The following is a 19,029-nucleotide window of genomic DNA, read 5'->3' as shown; positions in this document are numbered from 1 at the left end:
GTCGGAGTCAGTTCGCTGATTCCGTACCCGCAGCGCTAAGTGTTTGAATCAGGCCGTGCTCCATTCCACCTGGAGCACGGCTTTTCTTTTTTAGAGGTAGCACTATGCAAATGAGCACCTGGAACGTCAACTCCCTGAAGGTACGCCTGCCTCAGGTATTGAGTTGGCTGGACACGAATCCTGTCGATATTCTGTGCATACAGGAGACCAAGCTGACCGACGATAAATTTCCGCAAGCGGAGATTGAGGCAGCCGGTTATCACGTCGCCTATACCGGTCAGAAAACCTATAACGGTGTCGCGATCCTGTCGCGCCATCCTATGACTGACATCCAAAAAAACAATCCCTTGTTTGAGGATGAACAGCAAAGAATCATCGCTGCCACGATACAGGGGATGCGGATTATCTGCGCCTATATTCCCAATGGGCAGGCACCTGATTCTGACAAATTTCAGTACAAGCTCAAGTGGCTGGCGGCGCTGCACAACTGGCTGAAGGCAGAAATGCAGCAATATCCTGAACTGGCTTTGCTAGGTGATTACAACATCGCACCGGATGACCGCGACGTGCACGATCCGGCTGCATGGCTTGGCATGAATCTAGTCTCACCGGAAGAGCGTGCCGCCTTCCAGGAGTTACTACAACTGGGTCTGAGCGACAGCTTCCGACAATTTGAACAAGCCGACAAATTATTCAGCTGGTGGGATTACCGAGCACTCGGCTTCCGTCTGAACAAGGGAGTCAGGATAGATCATATCCTGTTGAGTCAGTCATTGGCAGCGCGTTGCACTGCCTGTGTGATAGACCGGGCGCCACGAAAATGGGAGCAACCCTCGGATCATGCGCCGGTGATTGCTACCCTGAGTTAAAACACGACGTCAATCATACAATCAGGCGTCATAGCCCAGACTAGGTTGGCGCCCTGAGCGTGCGCCGCTTGCTGCACTCACCCTTGTGGCAGGCGCATTGTGTTCCATACGGAAGGCAGACATTGCCACTTTCAATAAGTTAGCCTGCTCTTCCAGCGAACCGGCCGCTGCGGCAGCCTGTTCAACCAGCGCCGCATTCTGCTGAGTCGCTTCATCCATGTGCGCCAGCGCCTGATTCACTTGTTGAATACCATCGCTTTGCTCGGCCGAAGCAGAGGTAATTTCATTAATGATTGCAGCCACCTGATCGACTGCTGACACAATACGTGTCATGGAGGCACCCGCTTTATCGACCAGTTCCGACCCCTCATTGACTTTGGTAACCGAGTCTTCAATCAGGCTCTTGATTTCCTGAGCTGCTGCCGCACTGCGCTGCGCCAGCGTGCGGACTTCGCTTGCCACCACCGCGAAACCGCGCCCCTGCTCACCGGCACGCGCGGCTTCAACCGCTGCATTCAAGGCCAGAATATTGGTCTGAAACGCAATACCTTCGATGACGCTGATGATGTCAACGATCTTGCGCGAGCTGTCCGAAATACCCTGCATAGTCGTTACCACTTTATTCACGACTTCCCCACCCTGGGTTGCCACATCCGAGGCATTCACCGCCATACGATTCGCTTCACGCGCATTTTCCGCGTTATTGCGTACTGCCTCAGTCAGCTCTTCCATGCTGGCTGCGGTTTGTTCCAGCGAAGAAGCTTGCTGTTCAGTCCGTCCTGACAAATCCATATTGCCAGTCGCAATTTCAGTTGCTCCTACCGTAATCGAATCGGTCGCCTTACGTACATCGACCACCATCACGCGCAGCTGATCCATAAAACGGTTAAACGCATCAGCAGTTTGTGCCACCTCATCCTCGCCCTCTACTTCAATCTTGCGGGTCAGGTCACCACCACCGGCTGCAATCGCCAGCATGGCATCCCGTACACGCTGCAAGCCGGACAGCATATGACCGACCAGCCAGGTAGTGACAGGCAATATAATCGCCAGCAAAACCAGCAACACGACCACGGAAATCATCACCAGCTGATCCAGCGAAGCCAGCGCCTTTTGCTTATCCACCACCAAGGCCAGATATAAATCTGACCCATTAATTTGTTGCAGATAGATAAAGCTGGACTTACCGGCAACCGTGCTTTCCACTAACTCTTTTTTCCCCGCCAGGCTGGCCAGATTCTCCAGTGCCAGTTCAGCAGCAATTTCCTTGGCAGGCTTCAACACCTTCGCCTGATCCGCATGGGCCAGTACCTGCCCCGATTTATCCAACAGGAAGGCGTAGCCATCGCCAGCCAGCTTAATATTCAAAATCTGCTCAACAATTTTGGTCAGAAACACGTCCGCTGCCACCACACCCGCTTCACCACCTTTTACCGGTGCGGCAAATGAAATCATCAGGCCGGGTGGATTGACCCCCATATAGGCTGAGGTCACGATGGGCTTTTTCGCTTCCATCGCTGCCTTATACCAGGGGCGTACGGTCGGGTCGTAGCCTGCCGGCGGTGGATTGGGTGGATTATTGGTAAAGGTTTTGTCTGGCGTACCCAGATATACACTCAGAAAGCTGCCGCCGGTACGCGTCATGACCAGGCTGGTATTCAAATCTGCGCCATCGCCAACCGCATTTGCCAGACTTGCCACCATGGAGGTGTTGATCTGTATCCAGTTACCCAGGATGGCGTCATAACCAGCGGCCACACCGCGCACTTCATTGGCCAACCCCGCTTCTATCTGTGACTTCATACGTATATAACTGCCTATCGTCAATATCACGGTACAGATTGTGATCAGACTGGCAATCGCAAAGATCAACCTGCTTTTTAACGACTTGATATTCATTGTGCTCTCCTGGGTTGGCTGATATGAAGGCTGACCGCAACAAGCGCTTCTACTGTATAAATTCACTTCATGTTTTCATCTTACGCCGCATCAAGGCATGTGCCCAAAAGAAATTTAATTTTAAAAAACAATTTGTTATTCGATTATCATTTCATTCAGGATCCGATTGGGCGTGGAAACTTTTGTTACCAGTCTGAAAATGAATCTGGACAAGGACTTAAGGAGAAGTATGTTACCTATACAAACCAAACGACTAGTGTTGCGAGTCTTCAACATCGCCGATGCAGATTTTGTACTGGAGCTGCTGAATGATCCGTCCTGGCTGCGCTTTATCGGTGACCGAGGCGTCAGAACATGTGAACAGGCGAAGGATTGGATACAAACCCGCCCAATTGCAAGTCAGCAGCAATTTGGGTATAGCTTTTATGTCGTCTGCGACCGCGAGCAAGGGGTTGCGATGGGGATGTGCGGATTGATCAAGCGTGATACGCTGCCTTGCATCGACCTCGGCTACGCATTTCTGCCGCGTTTTACCGGCCAGGGCTATGCACTGGAAGCCGCACAGGCAGTGGTGCTGCACGCAGAACAGGATTTGCATCTGACGCGACTGGCAGCCATGACAGATCCGGACAATGAACGCTCCAAGCACTTGCTGAATTTACTCGGTTTTAGCCTGCAGCAAGTGCTGACACTGCCTGGCGAGACCAGACTCAGCAATGTGTATTTCCGTGAAAGTAAAAAAAACGCCCCGAATGATCAGGGCGCATCAGGCATACACAGCTGAGAAGTCTGTGCTTACAGGAAGCGGTCCAGTATCTTCCGGCTGTGTTTATCTATCGTGAACATATCGCGAATCAGATACTGGATGCCGTGATTATCCGTAATCAGCAAAGAGGCCTGTCCGATACGACGGATATCCTCGTCACCTTTGAGAACGAAGGCAGTCACACCGCGATCGGTGCTGACAGTCCAGGTACAAGGCACGGCAAAGCTGCTGACGCCGGTAATCGCCTGAATTTCCGGCATAAATTCACGCCCACCCAATTCTTCCAGCACCAGCTGACGTACCCCTTCTGGCAAGTCGTCCAGGCTATCTATCCAGGCCACTTCACGACCATCTGTCGTGACCAGGGAAATACATCCGGCGGGTGACTGGATAGGAAATGCGCGCACCGGGCTGACACCTTCAAATACTTCTCCGGCCTGACTGGTCAGAATTAACTGCGCAAATGGATTTCTGTGTAAATTAAATTGCGTAGTCGCCATCTCATTCATCTCCTGCTAATTGCGCGTTTCTGGCCTGCGCGGTGTACAAATCAAAATACGCCCCCTGCTTCGCCATCAATTCGTCATGACCACCGACTTCCACGACCTGGCCGCGATCCAACACGACCAGACGGTCCGCCTTATGCAAGGTAGACAGACGATGTGCAATCGCGATCGTGGTACGGCCTTGCACCAGGTTGTCCAGTGCTTTCTGGATTTCTTTTTCAGTTTGCGAGTCGACAGAAGAAGTCGCCTCATCCATGATCAGGATCTTAGGATCAATCAGCAAAGCACGTGCAATCGAAATACGCTGGCGCTCACCGCCAGACAAGCCCTGACCGCGCTCACCCACCATAGAATCATAGCCTTGCGGCAGGCGCAGAATGAATTCATGCGCATGAGCGGCTCTTGCTGCAGCGATGATTTCTTCACGGGTCGCGTCGGGTTTGCCATACGCGATATTGTCAGCAATGGTGCCAAAGAACAGAAACGGCTCTTGCAATACCAGACCAATCTGGCTGCGGTAGTCGGATACCGCATATGAGCGTATATCTTTGCCATCGAGCAGAATCGCGCCTTCTGAGACATCATAAAAGCGGCAGATCAGATTGACCAGAGTACTCTTACCTGAACCACTATGTCCCACCAGGCCGATCATTTCACCGGGTTGTATGGTCAGATTAATGCCGCGATTCACGGCGCGGTTACCATAGCGGAAGCCGACTTCACGCAACTCTATCTTGCCCTGAACTTCCTGTACTTTCACCGGATGCTGAGGATCGGGAACACTGGACACATGATCCAGGATGTCAAAAATACGCTTTGCTGCCGACGCCGATTTCTGGGTCACCGATACGATACGGCTCATAGAATCGATACGGCCATAGAAGTTACTGATGAAAGCGACTGCTGCGACCAGCGCACCGACCGTAATTTCTTCATGGGCGACCTGCCAGATACCAAAGGCCCACACCACCAGAATACCCAAATCGGTGAGGAAGGAAACGGTAGGCGAAAACAGTGACCAGACTTTATTCAGCCGGTCATTCACTGCCAGATTATGCTTATTCGCTTCGCGGAAACGACCTGCCTCACGCTTTTCCTGCGCAAAGGCTTTCACCACACGGATACCAGGAATGGTATCGGCCAGTACATTGGTCACCTCGCCCCAGACCCGGTCTATCTTCTCAAAGCCGGTACGTAATTTGTCACGCACCAAATGGATCATCCAGGCGATAAACGGCAGTGGCAATAAGGTCACCAGCGCCAGCTTGGTATTGATCTGCAACAGCGCGACCGCAGTCATCACGAACATCAGCACGTCCGTTGCAAAATCGAGTAAATGCAGCGACAGATAGACACAGATACGATCACTCTCACTACCGATACGCGACATCAAATCACCGGTACGCTTACCACCGAAATATTCCAGAGATAATTTCAACAGATGCTCATAAGTGGTGGTACGCAGATCAGCACCGATACGCTCGGATACCAGCGCCAATATGTACGTTTTACCCCAGCTGAGCAACCAGGCAATCACGGCTGAGCCCAACAAGCCACCGATATACAGATACACCAGCTTAGGATCGACAAAATCTTTATGCTGGAACGGTATCAGCACTTCATCTGTAAGCGGCTTGGTCAGATAGCGCGGAATCATATGTGCCGCCGTACCCAGCAGCATCAGGGCGAAACCGATAAACAGCTGCAAACGGTAAGGATGAGCAAAGCGCCACAGGCGCAGCAAGGTCCAGGTGGACGGCGGTGTGTAAATTACCTTGGTGCAGACAGGACACTCCTCCTGATCCGCGTCGAGTACCGCCTTGCAGCTAGGGCAGGTATTTTGCTCAGCACGCTGTACTGGCTGGCCCGTGACAAAGCTGTCAAGCTGCTCTTTAAAATGATCCAGCAAACGAATGGCATGCAGATTCTGCCCCAGCGTAAAACGCCAGCTGGCCAACAGACCTTGTTGATTCGTCAACTGCAAATGACCGACACCAGCATGATCATGGTGCTTTAATTGCAAGCCCGGCTCAAATGCCCAGCGCTTCCAGGCGGATTCGCCGGCCGGCCTGCTCAAAATAGCCTGATCAGTGACAACGATAAGGCCTTTAACAAAATGAAGTTTGTTATCGAGGTCAACCTCAAACGCACTTTGTACGTTTTCGCCTTTGGCGATCTGTTGTGCGAGCGCAGATTGCCACTCGGCGCTCAGGGATAAAATGGATTGCTCGGAACTAGGTAATAAAGTGGTCATCGTGAAGCAAACTCCGGCAGATGCGCTATTCCCGGGGAAAACGGGACTGAAAATTTTGAAAAAACAGATTTCTTGCTTCCGTAATGGCAATAAGCCATATCACGGAGGTGGCAATTTACGGTATTCTATCGAAAGAAGAATAATCAGACGAAACTGATCAAGAGGATTCAAGCTGTTGCGCTGGCGCGCAAGTATATCAGCAAGCGCGTCTTACATTCCCGCTTTGTGATGAATATATCTATGCCGGTGGCCTGATAACGACAGGAAAGCAAATCGGTTGACACGCCAAGTCCATCGTTGAAGCTGAATACGCTTGAGCAGCAAAGTATGATTCTACCTATGACAGGATCCGGACATCTGTCCGGATCGGCTAGAAATGACTTACATGACAACTAAGAAGAAAGACATCAGCATTCTCCGCGTCAACCATTTGCGCGGCCCGAATATCTGGACTTACCGCCCAGTGATAGAAACCTGGCTGGACATCGGTGCTCTCGAAGACACACCCTCCAACCTGCTGCCCGGACTCTATGAGCGACTGACCAGCTGGCTACCGGGTCTGATGGAACATCGTTGCGGTGTCGGTGAACGCGGTGGCTTCCTCGAGCGTCTGCGTGAAGGCACCTGGTCAGGTCATATCCTGGAACATGTGGTACTCGAACTGCAAAATCTGGCTGGCATGCGTACTGGTTTTGGCCAAACCCGCTCGACCAATGTAATCGGCGTCTACAAAATGGCCTTCCGCACCCGTGAAGAACAGGTCGGACGCCGTGCACTCGCCATCGGCCGCGACTTGCTGATGGCAGCGATCAACGATGAAGCATTTGATCTGGAAGCGCAGCTCACAGCATTGCGCGATCTGGTCGATGCGCGCTGTCTGGGGCCGAGTACCGCCAATATTGTCGATGCTGCAACCGCGCGCCGCATTCCGTCTATCCGCCTGACCGATGGCAATCTGGTGCAGTTAGGCCATGGCGCAGCGCAGCGCCGCATCTGGACAGCAGAAACTGATCGCACCAGCGCGATTGCAGAGAGCATCGCCAGCGATAAAGATCTGACCAAAACCCTGCTCAAATCCTGTGGCGTACCCGTGCCGGAAGGCTGCATCGTACGCAGTGCTGAAGAAGCCTGGGAGGAAGCGCAGGATATCGGCCTGCCGGTGGTAATCAAACCCTATGACGGCAATCATGGTCGCGGCGTTTCGCTGAATCTGATGACGCAGGCTGATGTCAATGCTGCGTATGAGCTGGCAGTACGCAAAGGTGGCAGCAAATCCGTCATCGTAGAAAAATTCATCACCGGTGATGAACATCGCGTACTGGTCGTTGGCAATAAAGTGGTGGCAGTCGGTAAAGGTGAAACCCTTTGGGTAACTGGCGATGGTCAATCCACGGTCACACAATTGGTCGATAGCCAGATCAATACCGATCCAAGACGCGGCACCACAGAAGATTTCCCTCTGAACATCATCGATCCAGCCGTCGCTGCGGAAGTGGTACTGGAATTAAAACGTCAGGGCATGACCAGCACCTCGGTACCGGCCTTGCAACAGAAGGTGTTAATTCAAATCAATGGCAATGTCGCACTGGATGTGACGGACGACATCCATCCTGATATCGCAGAAACGGCCTGCCTGGCAGCACGTATCGTTGGTCTCGATATCGCTGGTGTGGATCTGGTGGTCGAAGATATTTCCAAACCGCTATCTGCACAAATCGGGGCAATTATCGAAGTCAATGCCAGCCCTGGCTTACTGGCTCATATCAAGCCCGCCAATGGCGAAGGCCGTGAAGTTGGCAAGGCGATTATCGACCATTTGTTCGCTGAAGAAGAATCCGGTCGCATCGATATCATCGGCGTGGCAGGCAGTCGCCACACCAGCCTGATCTCGCGCCTGATCGCAGGTCTGCTGCATATGCACGGTGAGCAAACCGGCGTGGCCTGCCAGGACGGGCTATTCCTGAATAAACGACTGGTCACTGAAGGCAATTGTGCTACCTGGAATGCCGGTGAGCGTCTGCTGATCAATCGCTCGGTCGAAGCCGCGGTATTTGAGACCAATGCACGTGCCATTCTGAGCGACGGTCTGGCCTATGACCGCTGCAGCGTCGCTGTGGTAACAGATTTCGATGGCGCAGAAGAGCTCGGTGAATTCTATATCCATGAGCAGGATCAGATGTATAAGATCATGCGCACGCAGGTCGATGTCGTCTTACCGGATGGCGTAGCCGTCTTAAATGCGGATGAAGCTGCCGTGGTGGAACTCGCTGAACTGTGTGACGGCGATGTGATTTTCTATGGCAGTTCAGCAGAACTCCCGGCCATCGTCGCACACCGTGAACAAGGCAAGCGCGTGGCCTTCATTCGTGACGGGCAGATCATACTGGCGACCGGCGCAGAAGAAATCCAACTCATGCCAGTGTCTGCGCTAAAGCCAGCGAAAGCAGAAAAAGCCTTGAGCGTGCTGGCTGCTGTTGCTGCCGCCTGGGCGCTGCAAGTGTCGCCGGAACTGATCGCGGCGGGTTTGCGCACCTTTGACACCAGCACCAAAGCAGCATTTTGATTTTTGGCTAATCCACCTGCCGCCGTCGATGCATTCAGTCATCAGATAGCGGCAGACTAATTTTTGTTGCAGGCTCAGGACAATCCGGATCAGGCAAACCATGCTGACCGGATGATAAATGAGACCTGAATTCTGCCCTTTTCGACAGGACTAAGTTTTTATGGAAGTATCACGCATTCGTGCCTTGCGCGGCCCCAATCTCTGGAGCCACCATACGGCCGTTGAAGCCATCGTTAAATGTAGCGAAGCGGAATGCGCTATCGCAGAACTGGCCGGATTTGAAGACCGCCTGCGTGCCTTATTCCCGGAACTGAGCATACTTCAGCCCACCGGTCACAATGACGCCATTCCGATTGCACATGTGTTTGAACTCGCTGCATTAGGCTTACAGGCGCAGGCCGGTTGCCCGGTCACGTTTAGCCGTACGACACAAACACTGGAACAAGGTGTGTTCCAGGTCGTAGTCGAATATTCAGAAGAAGCCGTTGGCTGCCTGGCGTTGGAACTGGCTGAAAAACTGATACAGGCCGCGGTCAATAACAGCGCCTTTGATCTGGCAGCAGCTCTTGAACAATTGCGTGAATTAGATGAAGACGTGCGCCTGGGCCCATCCACCGGTTCTATCGTGAATGCCGCAATTGCACGCAACATTCCTTATCGCCGTCTGACCGATGGCAGCCTGGTCGCATTTGGATGGGGCTCACGTCAGCGCAAAATTCAGGCAGCAGAAATGGATGGCACCAGTGCTATTGCCGAAGCGATCGCACAGGACAAAGAACTCACCAAAAAATTATTACACGCAGCCGGTGTACCGGTACCGATGGGACGCGCCGTGTCCAGCCCTGATGATGCCTGGGCTGCAGCGCTGGAAGTCGGCCTGCCGGTTGTGATTAAACCTAAGGACGGCAACCAGGGTAAAGGTGTAACCGTCAATGTCACAACGCGCGAACAGTTGGATGCGGGTTATCTGGCGGCCAGCGAATTCCGCGATGACATCCTGGTCGAACGCTTTTTACCAGGCAATGACTTTCGCTTACTGGTCATCGGTAACAAACTGGTGGCAGCGGCCAGACGTGATCCGCCACAAGTTGTCGGTAACGGCAAACAAACCGTGCGCGAACTGGTGGAGCAAGTCAATAAAGATCCACGCCGTGGCAGCGGTCACTCGACTTCACTGACCAAGATACGCTTCGACGATATCGCGCTCGCCAGTCTGGCAAAACAAGGCTATACGGCTGAGTCGGTACCACCTAAAGGACAACGCGTTATTTTGCGTAACAACGCCAATCTGTCTACTGGTGGCGCCGCCACCGATGTGACCGATGATGTGCATCCGGAAGTAGCTGCCCGTGCAATTGCAGCGGCACAGATGGTTGGCCTCGATATCTGTGGTGTAGACCTGGTCTGTGACAGCGTGTTAAAACCGATAGAGGCACTCAATGGCGGCATCGTTGAAGTCAATGCAGCACCTGGTTTGCGTATGCACTTATCACCTTCGTTCGGCAAAGGACGCGCAGTCGGCGAAGCCATTGTCGACTCTATGTTTGAGCCAGGCAATGATGGCCGCATTCCTATCATCGCCGTGACTGGTACCAATGGCAAAACCACGACGGTAAGATTAATCGCCCATCTGATGACTGCCAGTGGTCTGCGTACCGGCATGACCAATACCGATGGCGTCTATGTCAATGGCCGCCAGATCGACAGCGGCGACTGCAGTGGTCCGCGTAGCGCACGCAATGTGCTCTCGCATCCGGATGTCGATGCAGCCGTCTTTGAAACTGCCAGAGGTGGCGTGTTGCGCGAAGGTCTGGCCTATGACCGTTGCCAGGTTGCGGTCGTTACCAACATCGGCTCCGGCGACCATCTGGGTCTGAATTACATCACAACCGTTGAGGACCTGGCAGTACTGAAACGCGTGATTGTCCAAAACGTAGCGGACGATGGCTACGCGGTATTGAATGCCGCAGATCCTATCGTCGCAGGTATGGCAGCGAATAGTCCGGCAGCAGTCATCTTCTTTGCAGCCGACCCACAAATCCCGCTGATGGCAGCGCACCGCGCCCAGGGCAAACGCGCTGTCTATGTCGAGAACGGCCATCTGATCGCAGCAGAAGGCAAAATGAAACACAGCATTCCTTTGTCTGAAGTCCCGATCACGCGTAATGGCAGCATAGGCTTCCAGGTTGAAAATGTGATGGCATCGGTGGCTGCAGCCTGGGCCGTCAACATGGACTTCGACGTAATCCGCGCGGGTCTGAAGAGCTTTGCGAATGAAAATGACAATGCGCCCGGACGTTTCAATATGTTTGATTTCCGTGGTGCTACTGTCATTGCAGATTACGGCCACAATCCGGACGCGATGCTGGCTCTGGTCAAGGCAGTAGAAACCATGCCTGCACAACGCCGCTCCGTAGTGATCAGCGGTGCCGGTGACCGCCGTGATCAGGATATCCGTCAACAGACAGAAATTCTGGGCGATGCATTCGAGGACGTGATTTTGTATCAGGATCAGTGTCAGCGAGGCCGCGCCGATGGCGAAGTGCTTGCCTTGCTGCGTGAAGGCCTCAAGGCAGCGAAGAAAACGACGCGCGTTGATGAAATCACGGGTGAATTCGTCGCGATCGACCTCGCGCTGGAACGCCTACAAGCTGGCGATTTGTGCCTGATCCTGATCGATCAGGTCGAAGAGGCACTGGCCCATATCAGCAAACGCTGCGCTGAAGCCTGACGTAGCGCTACGTTAGCGGTGAATAAAAATGCCGGTTAAGTCCGGCATTTTTTATCTGCGTATTTTCTGGTGTTGCTTCCCGATAACGCTGTGCTCAGTAAACATCTTTGCTTACGGCGCGCAGTGAAACATAAGCCCTTAGGATTTGGTCGTAAATGTGGTCGTCAGATTAGCACCATCGTCACCCGGACTACTTTGACAGGTAGTCAGCGCCTTACTAAACTGGCTCAACTCCGCACTATCCCCCCTGACCTCCCACATACCGCTCACCACATATTGCGTCGGTATCCGCGGTGCAGGTGCGCCCGGCGCTGTCTGCATCACCTCCGTTTCAGTCTTTTTGAGTGTTACCAATATCTTGTGACTACCTGCCTGCTGGATCACACAATCAATTTTACCCATATCTGTGCTCTCCAGACTAAACGTCAGGCTACCCGGCACCGGAGGATAAATGACTCCATCGCCGAGGTGTCGCTTCGTTTCAGACTTTCCGCAGGCAGTCAGCACCGCGATTACAGCCAGCAGCAGGACGCATTTAAGATTCATGATTTGGCTCATTGTACGTGCATATCAAACATGCAAATTAATAAACACAATATTAACACAAGCCCGGCGCCCATCTAATTGGGACTCAGCACGCTTTCCACACCACGATTAGCCAGCGCATCAGCCCGCTCGTTACCGGCATGCCCAGCATGCCCCTTAACCCAGATCCATTCGATCTGATGCGTTCCCTGGGCGGCATCCAGACTCTGCCACAGGTCGACATTTTTGACCGGTGCTTTAGAGGCAGTACGCCAGCCCTTGGCCTTCCAGCCTGAGATCCATTCCGTAATCCCTTTTAATACATACTGGCTATCGGTATGCAGACGAATATGACAAGGGCGTTTTAAGGCGCCCAGCGCCTGTATCACCGCCATCAGCTCCATGCGGTTATTGGTTGTTTCCCGCTCGCCGCCAAACAATTCTTTCTCGTGCTTGCCCGCAACCAGTAAGGCACCCCAACCGCCGACACCGGGGTTTCCCTTGCATGCGCCATCTGTATAAATGTCAATTGTGTCCATAATTCATTTTTTGCTATTGGCAACCGGTACCGCCTGTACCCTTGCCCGTTTTTTGTTTTTCCAGGCCGGGCCAATCAAATGCATGCCTCGCACCCGCTTGACAGCCTGCATCATATACACGGCACCGATAAAAGGGCACCAGCGTTTGCCGATTTTCTCCAGCATGGCATTCCTTTGTAGCCATCTCTCTGAGCGTAGCGGCAGCGCATAACAGCCATATTCCAGACTGCCAACTTCCATGCTGAGTAATTTCAACCAGTCTTTCAAACGCGCGGGGCTGATGAATTCGCCTTCTTTTGGCAGGAAATAACTGTCGCGCAAACGCCCCAACGCCTGCCGCGCCCCCCAGCTGCTGGCACGATTGAAACCGGTGATCAATAACCTGCCCTCCGGAATCAGAACGCGTTCGACTTCGCGCAGAATTTGATGCGGCTCGTCAGCGAACTCCAGCACGTGCGGCAGAATCACCAAGTCCATACATTGCGAATCAAATGGTAATTCAGTGAATTCATGCACCACCGCAATCGCACGGGTGGCCGGTCTGGAAGCACGCGGTGTATGCGGCCCCACGCTTTGCCAGCGATGCGGCATACGGCTGGCGGATAAAGCATCGATTTGCGGCATGCCAATCTGCAAAGCATGGAAACCAAAGATATCAACGACCAGACGTGACAACGCAGCCTGCTCCCAATCCTTGATGTATTTACCTGCTGGCAACGATAACCAGGCATCGAGGTCTATAATGTGCTTTTCCAATGCATCCATGCGCGTTTATGAAGAATTCCCTGAGTATATTGACTGTCCCTGCGTTTGACGACAATTATCTGTGGATCATTCATGATGGCGACTCAGCCCTCGTCATCGATCCGGGTGATGCAAACGCTATCTTACATGTGCTGGAAGCCCGCCAACTGAGGCTGACTGCGATTTTACTAACGCATCATCATGCTGATCATACCGGTGGTGTCGACGCACTGCTAGCCCACCAGCCTGTGCCGGTCTACGGCCCGGCACGTGATGGCATACGGCAGGTAGACCATGCATTGTTTGGGGGCGACGTGGTGCGCATAGATACGCCACGATTGCAATTGCAAGTGATTGATGTGCCAGGACATACCGCCGGCCATATCGCCTATTATGCTGAGGCACAACATTGGCTGTTCAGCGGCGATACCTTGTTTGCCGGTGGCTGCGGTCGGCTGTTTGAAGGCACGGCAGCACAAATGCTGGCTTCGCTGGAACTTTTAGCGGCCTTACCGGATCACACCGAGGTCTACTGCGCGCATGAATATACCTTGTCCAATTTGCGCTTTGCACTGGCTGTAGAACCAGACAACGTCGCACTGCAAGACCGCATGAAATCAGAAACTGAAAAGCGAGCACTGCGCCAGCCAACGGTTCCAAGCCAGATTGGTCTGGAAAAACGCACCAATCCTTTCTTACGCAGTCGGGTACCCTCCGTGATCTCGACTTTGATTGCGACTGGAAAACTGGAAAACAGTGAGGATCCGGTCGCCAGTTTTGCCGCGCTGCGCAACTGGAAAAATCATTTTGCCTGAGGATGAAGTATAAGAACCGAATCTGATTTTCAAACCAGGTCAAATGCAAAATAACATCGCAATACCACACCAACTATAGCTAAAAACACCACGTATGCATCTGGCAAACTCCCCTGTTACCCGTCTGAGTATTTTTTGCAAAGTCGTCGACAACTATGGCGACATCGGTATTTGCTGGCGCCTGGCACGCCAGCTGGCACACGAGCATATATTGCAAGTTGAATTATGGGTCGATGATCTGCAAAGCTTCCGCCGCATTTGCCCCGAAGTGGATATGCATGCAGCACACCAGATGGTACAAGGCATACAGATACGGCACTGGCAAAGCCAGGAGGGGCAATTTTCCACTGAACAGATCGCCGATATCGTGATTGAATTTTTTGCCTGTGATATACCACCAGGCTATATACAGGCCATGGCGCAATGTGAGCCACGCCCGGTGTGGCTGAACCTGGAAGGCTTAACGGCGGAAGAATGGGTGGAAGGTTGCCACACCTTGCCCTCCCCACATCCCTCGCTGCCGATTACCAAGCATTTCTTTTTCCCCGGATTTAACATCAAAACCGGCGGTTTGCTATGCGAGGCAGAGATTGCGCCGCAACGCAGCCACTTCCAGTCTGACACAGCACACAGCACGCTGTTTTTGCGCGAACTGGGTCTCACAGCAGAAGAGATCGCTGCACAAAAAATTTCTCTGTTTTGCTACCCGCATGCACCGGTAGCCGCCTTATTGGAAGCCTGGCAACAGCAAGAACAGGCGATTGCACTGCTGGTTCCTGAAGGCGTGGCACAAACTGAGATCAGCGCTTTTCTGGGACAACCGGCACGCGCTGGTATACAACTGCGCCGCGGCGCTTTATCAGTAAGGGTCTTACCCTTCATTCCTCAACCTGATTATGACCGTCTGTTATGGGCTTGCGATATCAATTTCGTACGTGGTGAAGACTCCTTCGTGCGCGCACAATGGGCTTGCCGGCCGTTTATCTGGCATATTTATCCGCAAGATGAGAACCTGCATCATAAAAAACTGCGCGCCTTTCTGAGCACGCATCAGCCCAGTCTGCCAGCAGCTCAAGCACTGACATTGGCCTGGAACGGCGTTACGCAAGGCGATATGCAATGGCAGGATTTATGGCGGGATTTCAGCGCCAGCCTGTCAGATATCAGCAAGCTTTCACCCGACTGGCAAAGAAAAATGGCCGAAATTGGTGATCTGGCGACGAATTTACTGCAATTTGCGCATGCACAAGCGCAAGACAGAAGGCAAAAATGAGGTAAAATGTGCGGTTAAATTTTCAGGTATCACCAAATTGAATCAAACGTGGGCTTGCCGGGCTTCAACCTGTAGGCAACTGATGATTTTTACGCAACCTACTTTTTACGTATATTCGCTATGAAATTTGCAAAAGAAATTCGCGTTGGCAACATTATTATGGTTGATGGCAAGCCGATGATCGTATTGCGTTCCGACGTGAACGGTTCCAGCCGCACAGGTTTCACTTACAAGTGGAAAATGAAAAACCTGTTGACTAACAGCCCACAGGAAAACGTTTTCCGCGGCGACGACAAGTTTGACGTTGTTGTTCTGGACAAAAAACCAGTGACTTACTCTTACTTCGCTGATCCACTGTTCGTATTCATGGATGAAGAATACAACCAGTACGAAATCGAAGCAGAAAACCTGGGTGAAGCAGTTAACTACCTGAAAGACGGTATGGAATGCGAAGCCGTTTTCTACGACGGCAAAGCAATCTCTGTTGAATTGCCAACTACTATCGTTCGTCAGGTGATCTATTCTGAGCCAGCTGTGAAGGGCAATACTTCCGGTAACGTTCTGAAAGAAGCGAAAATCGAAAACGCGATCGAAGCTTACACCTTCACTATCCAGGTTCCACTGTTCGTGAGCCAGGACGACATGATCGAAATCGATACACGTACTAACGAATACAAAAAAACAGTACGCAACTAATCTTGCCTGCGACGCTGATTTCAGCGAATTTGTATCTGAAGTACCCGAAAGCGCTGCCCTTACCGGCAGCGTTTTTTATTGCGCGTTCTAAACCATATCGAACAGCACAGAGCAGATAAAAAAAACGCAGCATGCCGGCCGGCATGCTGCGTTTTAATTTTGCACTTCAATCTGCCACGCTCAATAGTGCAAAGCGACATGCACTACTTCAGCTTAACTGAACTGAACCGAACTGAATAATCAGAATGCAGGAACGACTGCACCTTTGTATTTCTCCTCAATGAACTTCTTCACTTCCGGCGAATTCAGCGCAGCGATCAGTTTTTTAAATGCCGGGCTGTTTTTATTATCTTCACGTGCCACCAGCAAATTCGCATACGGAGAATTTGCATCTTCGATGAACAGGGAATCTTTGACAGGATTGAGTTTTGCTTCGATCGCATAATTCGTGTTGATCAGCGCCAGGTCAACCTGGTTCAACACGCGTGGCAATGTAGCGGCTTCTAATTCCTTGAATTTCAGATTCTTAGGATTGTCGATGATGTCTTTTTTAGTTGCCGAAATATTGCTTGGGTCTTTCAGTTTCAACAGACCTTGTTTTGCCAGCAGCAGCAAAGCACGACCAGAGTTAGATGGATCGTTTGGAATAGCGACCGTTGCACCGGCAGGGATATCGGCGATTTTCTTATACTTGCTGGAGTATGCTGCAAACGGCTCTACGTGCACTTTAGCAACCGGCACTTCCAGATCGTTTTGATGGCTCTTTTTAAACTCGTTTAAGTAAGGCTGATGCAGGAAGAAATTACCGTCAAGGTGTTTTTCATTGACTTGTACCGCTGGCTGCACATAGTCTGTGAACACTTTAATCTTCAGGTCCACGCCTTCTTTGGCCAGCTGTGGCTTAATGAATTCGAGAATCTCTGCATGCGGCACAGGTGTCGCAGCAATGCTCAGGGTGTCAGCTGCCATAGCGGAACCAGCAAACAACACGGCATAAGCGCTGGCAGCGGCAACGCGACGTAATTGATGGGAAATACGTGAAATCATAAATACTCCAATAAGTTAAACAACATTAATGACGTGTAAAACGCAATACCAGTTTGTCTCCTGCCCATTGCAACACCTGAACCAGCAAAATCAGTATCAGTACGGTGACTACCATCACATCCGTCTGAAACCGTTGATATCCGTAACGTAGCGCCAGATCACCAAGACCGCCGCCGCCGATCACACCCGACATCGCGGCATATGACACCAGCGCGATGGTAGTAACGGTGCCGGCTGCGATCAGACCCGGCAAGGCTTCCGGCAATAAGGCATGCCAGATGATTTGCCAGTTGCGCGCACCCATGGCCTGACAGGCTTCGATAATGCCGCGATCCACTTCGCGCAACACGTTCTCGACCAGACGCGCAAAAAACGGTGTGGTACCGATCACCAGCGGCGGGATGGTACCCGCTACGCCCAATGAAGTTCCGACCAGCAACAAGGTAAAAGGGATCAGTACAATCAGCAAAATGATGAAAGGCACGGAGCGGAGGATATTCACAACTACCGATAGCAAGGCATAAATACCGCGCTGCTCCAGCAATTGATTCTTCCCCGTCACAAATAACAAAATACCGAGCGGCAAACCGAGCAAGACCGTGAAGAACAGCGAGAAGCCGGTCATGGTCAGTGTATCCAGCGTAGCCTGAGCAATATCGGCCCAATCAATATTCGAAAAATCCATACTTATTCTCCCTGTGCAGGTGCCGGATCAGCAGGCAACACATCCACCGTGACATCCATCTCACGTAATAATTGCAGCACTTTCGCGCTCTCAGCCGCACTCGCATTGAGTGCAACGATCAGCTGACCATACGGTGTCTGCTTCACGCGCGAGATCGTGCCTTGCAAAATCGTGATCTCCGCCTGTGTCTGCGCCGCGATACGGCTCAGTATCGGTTCATGCGCGGCATTACCAACATAAGTCAGGCGTAATAACTGGCTGCCGGTAGCGGTATTCCATTGCGGCAGCTGCTCCAGATCGAAAGCCTGATGCTCTGCTACCAGTTTTTGCGTCACGTTGTGTTTGGGATGCAGGAACACATCGGCCACGGCGCCCTGCTCAACGATCTCGCCACCCTCGATGACGGCGACCTGGTCGCAGATAGAGCGTATTACCTGCATTTCGTGGGTAATCAGGACGATGGTCAGGCCCAGCTTTTGATTGATGTCAGACAGTAAGCGCAATATGGATTGCGTCGTTTCCGGATCGAGCGCTGAGGTCGCCTCATCACATAACAGCAGATGCGGATAATTGGCTAAGGCACGCGCGATGCCGACGCGCTGCTTCTGCCCGCCTGACAACTGCGATGGATACTTGTGCCCATGCTCTTGCAAGCCAACCAGCTCCAGCAATTCGTTGACACGGTCGCGGCGTTGCTGCGCGTTGGTATTGCCACTCAGGATCAGCGGAAAAGCAATATTCTCCGCGATGGTTTTTGCATTCAGCAAATTAAAGTGCTGAAACACCATACCCACCCGTTGCCGCAATTTGAGCAACTGCGCCTGGTCATACGCTGTGATGTCTTCACCTTCAAACAGGATCTGACCTGCACTCGGACGTTCGAGTAAATTCAGGGTGCGCAGCAAGGTGCTTTTCCCCGCACCGGAGCGACCAATTATGCCAAAGATACTGGCTTGTTCTATCGTCAGGCTGACATTGCGCAGTGCCTGCACGGCCTGACCTTTAACGATGTATTTTTTTTCTAACTGAGAAATCTGTATCACACTTACTGCCCATCTTGCTATCGAACTGGTATTTTAAAGGGCTCGCATCATCACTTCCAATCATATAAATTCAC

16 protein-coding genes are annotated in these 19,029 nt (G+C 52.1%); 7 read left to right on the top strand and 9 right to left on the bottom strand.

Going from position 1 to position 19,029, the window contains the following annotated elements:
• The first annotated feature begins 104 nt into the window (after positions 1-104).
• Positions 105-869 (top strand): exodeoxyribonuclease III, encoded by a 765-nt coding sequence (xth, locus tag H8K47_RS03880; protein WP_186880106.1) that lies wholly within the window; start codon positions 105-107, stop codon positions 867-869.
• A gap of 21 nt (positions 870-890) precedes the next feature.
• Here the strand turns inward: xth and H8K47_RS18585 are convergent, their stop codons facing one another.
• Complete coding sequence (locus tag H8K47_RS18585; RefSeq protein WP_186880105.1) at positions 891-2,768, bottom strand: methyl-accepting chemotaxis protein; 1,878 nt, start codon at positions 2,766-2,768, stop codon at positions 891-893.
• 229 nt (positions 2,769-2,997) lie between these two features.
• Here H8K47_RS18585 and H8K47_RS03870 point away from each other — a divergent pair, with 229 nt between their 5' ends.
• On the top strand, positions 2,998-3,552 hold the full coding sequence (locus H8K47_RS03870) for a GNAT family N-acetyltransferase (protein ID WP_186880104.1): 555 nt from the start codon (positions 2,998-3,000) through the stop codon (positions 3,550-3,552).
• 11 nt (positions 3,553-3,563) lie between these two features.
• Here H8K47_RS03870 and H8K47_RS03865 read toward each other — a convergent pair whose 3' ends face one another.
• The gene (locus H8K47_RS03865; RefSeq protein WP_186880103.1) at positions 3,564-4,034 is read right to left on the bottom strand and encodes a cyanophycin metabolism-associated DUF1854 family protein; all 471 of its coding nucleotides are present in this window, start codon (positions 4,032-4,034) and stop codon (positions 3,564-3,566) included.
• A gap of 1 nt (position 4,035) precedes the next feature.
• The gene (locus tag H8K47_RS03860; RefSeq protein WP_186880102.1) at positions 4,036-6,294 is read right to left on the bottom strand and encodes a cyanophycin metabolism-associated ABC transporter; all 2,259 of its coding nucleotides are present in this window, start codon (positions 6,292-6,294) and stop codon (positions 4,036-4,038) included.
• A gap of 385 nt (positions 6,295-6,679) precedes the next feature.
• On the opposite strand from H8K47_RS03860, the gene H8K47_RS03855 reads away from it, so the two are divergent.
• Both H8K47_RS03855 and cphA read left to right on the top strand, forming a co-directional pair.
• On the top strand, positions 6,680-8,857 hold the full coding sequence (locus H8K47_RS03855; protein ID WP_186880265.1) for a cyanophycin synthetase: 2,178 nt from the start codon (positions 6,680-6,682) through the stop codon (positions 8,855-8,857).
• A 160-nt stretch (positions 8,858-9,017) separates the two neighbouring features.
• A complete protein-coding gene (gene cphA / locus H8K47_RS03850) occupies positions 9,018-11,588 on the top strand; it encodes a cyanophycin synthetase (RefSeq protein ID WP_186880101.1) in 2,571 nt (856 codons plus the stop codon).
• A gap of 138 nt (positions 11,589-11,726) precedes the next feature.
• On the opposite strand, the gene H8K47_RS03845 is transcribed toward cphA, so the two are convergent.
• The 3 genes from H8K47_RS03845 to H8K47_RS03835 all read right to left on the bottom strand — a co-directional run bounded on the left by H8K47_RS03845 (position 11,727) and on the right by H8K47_RS03835 (position 13,417).
• On the bottom strand, positions 11,727-12,134 hold the full coding sequence (locus H8K47_RS03845; protein ID WP_186880100.1) for a hypothetical protein: 408 nt from the start codon (positions 12,132-12,134) through the stop codon (positions 11,727-11,729).
• A 74-nt stretch (positions 12,135-12,208) separates the two neighbouring features.
• A complete protein-coding gene (gene rnhA / locus H8K47_RS03840; protein ID WP_186880099.1) occupies positions 12,209-12,652 on the bottom strand; it encodes a ribonuclease HI in 444 nt (147 codons plus the stop codon).
• Between the two features lie 3 nt (positions 12,653-12,655).
• Positions 12,656-13,417: a class I SAM-dependent methyltransferase gene (locus tag H8K47_RS03835; protein WP_186880098.1), complete on the bottom strand. Its 762-nt coding sequence runs from the start codon at positions 13,415-13,417 to the stop codon at positions 12,656-12,658.
• A gap of 8 nt (positions 13,418-13,425) precedes the next feature.
• On the opposite strand from H8K47_RS03835, the gene gloB reads away from it, so the two are divergent.
• The 3 genes from gloB (at position 13,426) to H8K47_RS03820 (ending at position 16,180) form a co-directional block, all read left to right on the top strand.
• Complete coding sequence (gene gloB, locus H8K47_RS03830) at positions 13,426-14,211, top strand: hydroxyacylglutathione hydrolase (RefSeq protein ID WP_186880097.1); 786 nt, start codon at positions 13,426-13,428, stop codon at positions 14,209-14,211.
• A gap of 94 nt (positions 14,212-14,305) precedes the next feature.
• Positions 14,306-15,484 carry an elongation factor P maturation arginine rhamnosyltransferase EarP gene (gene earP / locus H8K47_RS03825; RefSeq protein WP_186880096.1) on the top strand — a complete coding sequence of 393 codons (1,179 nt, stop codon included), beginning with the start codon at positions 14,306-14,308 and terminating at the stop codon, positions 15,482-15,484.
• 120 nt (positions 15,485-15,604) lie between these two features.
• Positions 15,605-16,180, top strand: a complete 576-nt coding sequence (locus H8K47_RS03820; RefSeq protein WP_162020115.1) for an elongation factor P — start codon at positions 15,605-15,607, stop codon at positions 16,178-16,180.
• A gap of 240 nt (positions 16,181-16,420) precedes the next feature.
• Here the strand turns inward: H8K47_RS03820 and H8K47_RS03815 are convergent, their stop codons facing one another.
• The 3 genes from H8K47_RS03815 to H8K47_RS03805 form a co-directional block, all read right to left on the bottom strand.
• Positions 16,421-17,149 (bottom strand): MetQ/NlpA family ABC transporter substrate-binding protein, encoded by a 729-nt coding sequence (locus H8K47_RS03815; RefSeq protein WP_408057822.1) that lies wholly within the window; start codon positions 17,147-17,149, stop codon positions 16,421-16,423.
• Positions 17,150-17,252: 103 nt separating this feature from the next.
• Entirely contained in the window at positions 17,253-17,912 is a 660-nt protein-coding gene (locus H8K47_RS03810; protein ID WP_186880094.1) for a methionine ABC transporter permease, read from the bottom strand.
• A 2-nt stretch (positions 17,913-17,914) separates the two neighbouring features.
• Positions 17,915-18,955 carry a methionine ABC transporter ATP-binding protein gene (locus tag H8K47_RS03805; protein WP_186880093.1) on the bottom strand — a complete coding sequence of 347 codons (1,041 nt, stop codon included), beginning with the start codon at positions 18,953-18,955 and terminating at the stop codon, positions 17,915-17,917.
• Between the last annotated feature and the right edge of the window lie 74 nt (positions 18,956-19,029).

The sequence above is a fragment of the Cognatundibacterium rugosum genome (assembly GCF_014284365.1).
Classification (GTDB): Bacteria; Pseudomonadota; Gammaproteobacteria; order Burkholderiales; family Burkholderiaceae_D; genus Undibacterium; species Undibacterium rugosum.
The sequence above is the reverse complement of the archived record's forward strand: the minus strand, read 5'-3'. Positions and strand labels throughout refer to the sequence as shown.

What these genes read in the sequence shown, in the direction of transcription:
- H8K47_RS03835 (WP_186880098.1), bottom strand. Translation starts at nt 13,417, where the DNA reads ATGGATGCATTGGAAAAGCACATTATAGACCTCGATGCCTGGTTATCG.
- H8K47_RS18585 (WP_186880105.1), bottom strand. Translation starts at nt 2,768, where the DNA reads ATGAATATCAAGTCGTTAAAAAGCAGGTTGATCTTTGCGATTGCCAGT.
- H8K47_RS03870 (WP_186880104.1), top strand. Translation starts at nt 2,998, where the DNA reads ATGTTACCTATACAAACCAAACGACTAGTGTTGCGAGTCTTCAACATC.
- H8K47_RS03815 (WP_408057822.1), bottom strand. Translation starts at nt 17,149, where the DNA reads ATGGCAGCTGACACCCTGAGCATTGCTGCGACACCTGTGCCGCATGCA.
- rnhA (WP_186880099.1), bottom strand. Translation starts at nt 12,652, where the DNA reads ATGGACACAATTGACATTTATACAGATGGCGCATGCAAGGGAAACCCC.
- H8K47_RS03820 (WP_162020115.1), top strand. Translation starts at nt 15,605, where the DNA reads ATGAAATTTGCAAAAGAAATTCGCGTTGGCAACATTATTATGGTTGAT.
- H8K47_RS03860 (WP_186880102.1), bottom strand. Translation starts at nt 6,294, where the DNA reads ATGACCACTTTATTACCTAGTTCCGAGCAATCCATTTTATCCCTGAGC.
- H8K47_RS03855 (WP_186880265.1), top strand. Translation starts at nt 6,680, where the DNA reads ATGACAACTAAGAAGAAAGACATCAGCATTCTCCGCGTCAACCATTTG.
- cphA (WP_186880101.1), top strand. Translation starts at nt 9,018, where the DNA reads ATGGAAGTATCACGCATTCGTGCCTTGCGCGGCCCCAATCTCTGGAGC.
- earP (WP_186880096.1), top strand. Translation starts at nt 14,306, where the DNA reads ATGCATCTGGCAAACTCCCCTGTTACCCGTCTGAGTATTTTTTGCAAA.
- H8K47_RS03845 (WP_186880100.1), bottom strand. Translation starts at nt 12,134, where the DNA reads ATGAATCTTAAATGCGTCCTGCTGCTGGCTGTAATCGCGGTGCTGACT.
- gloB (WP_186880097.1), top strand. Translation starts at nt 13,426, where the DNA reads ATGAAGAATTCCCTGAGTATATTGACTGTCCCTGCGTTTGACGACAAT.
- xth (WP_186880106.1), top strand. Translation starts at nt 105, where the DNA reads ATGCAAATGAGCACCTGGAACGTCAACTCCCTGAAGGTACGCCTGCCT.
- H8K47_RS03865 (WP_186880103.1), bottom strand. Translation starts at nt 4,034, where the DNA reads ATGGCGACTACGCAATTTAATTTACACAGAAATCCATTTGCGCAGTTA.
- H8K47_RS03810 (WP_186880094.1), bottom strand. Translation starts at nt 17,912, where the DNA reads ATGGATTTTTCGAATATTGATTGGGCCGATATTGCTCAGGCTACGCTG.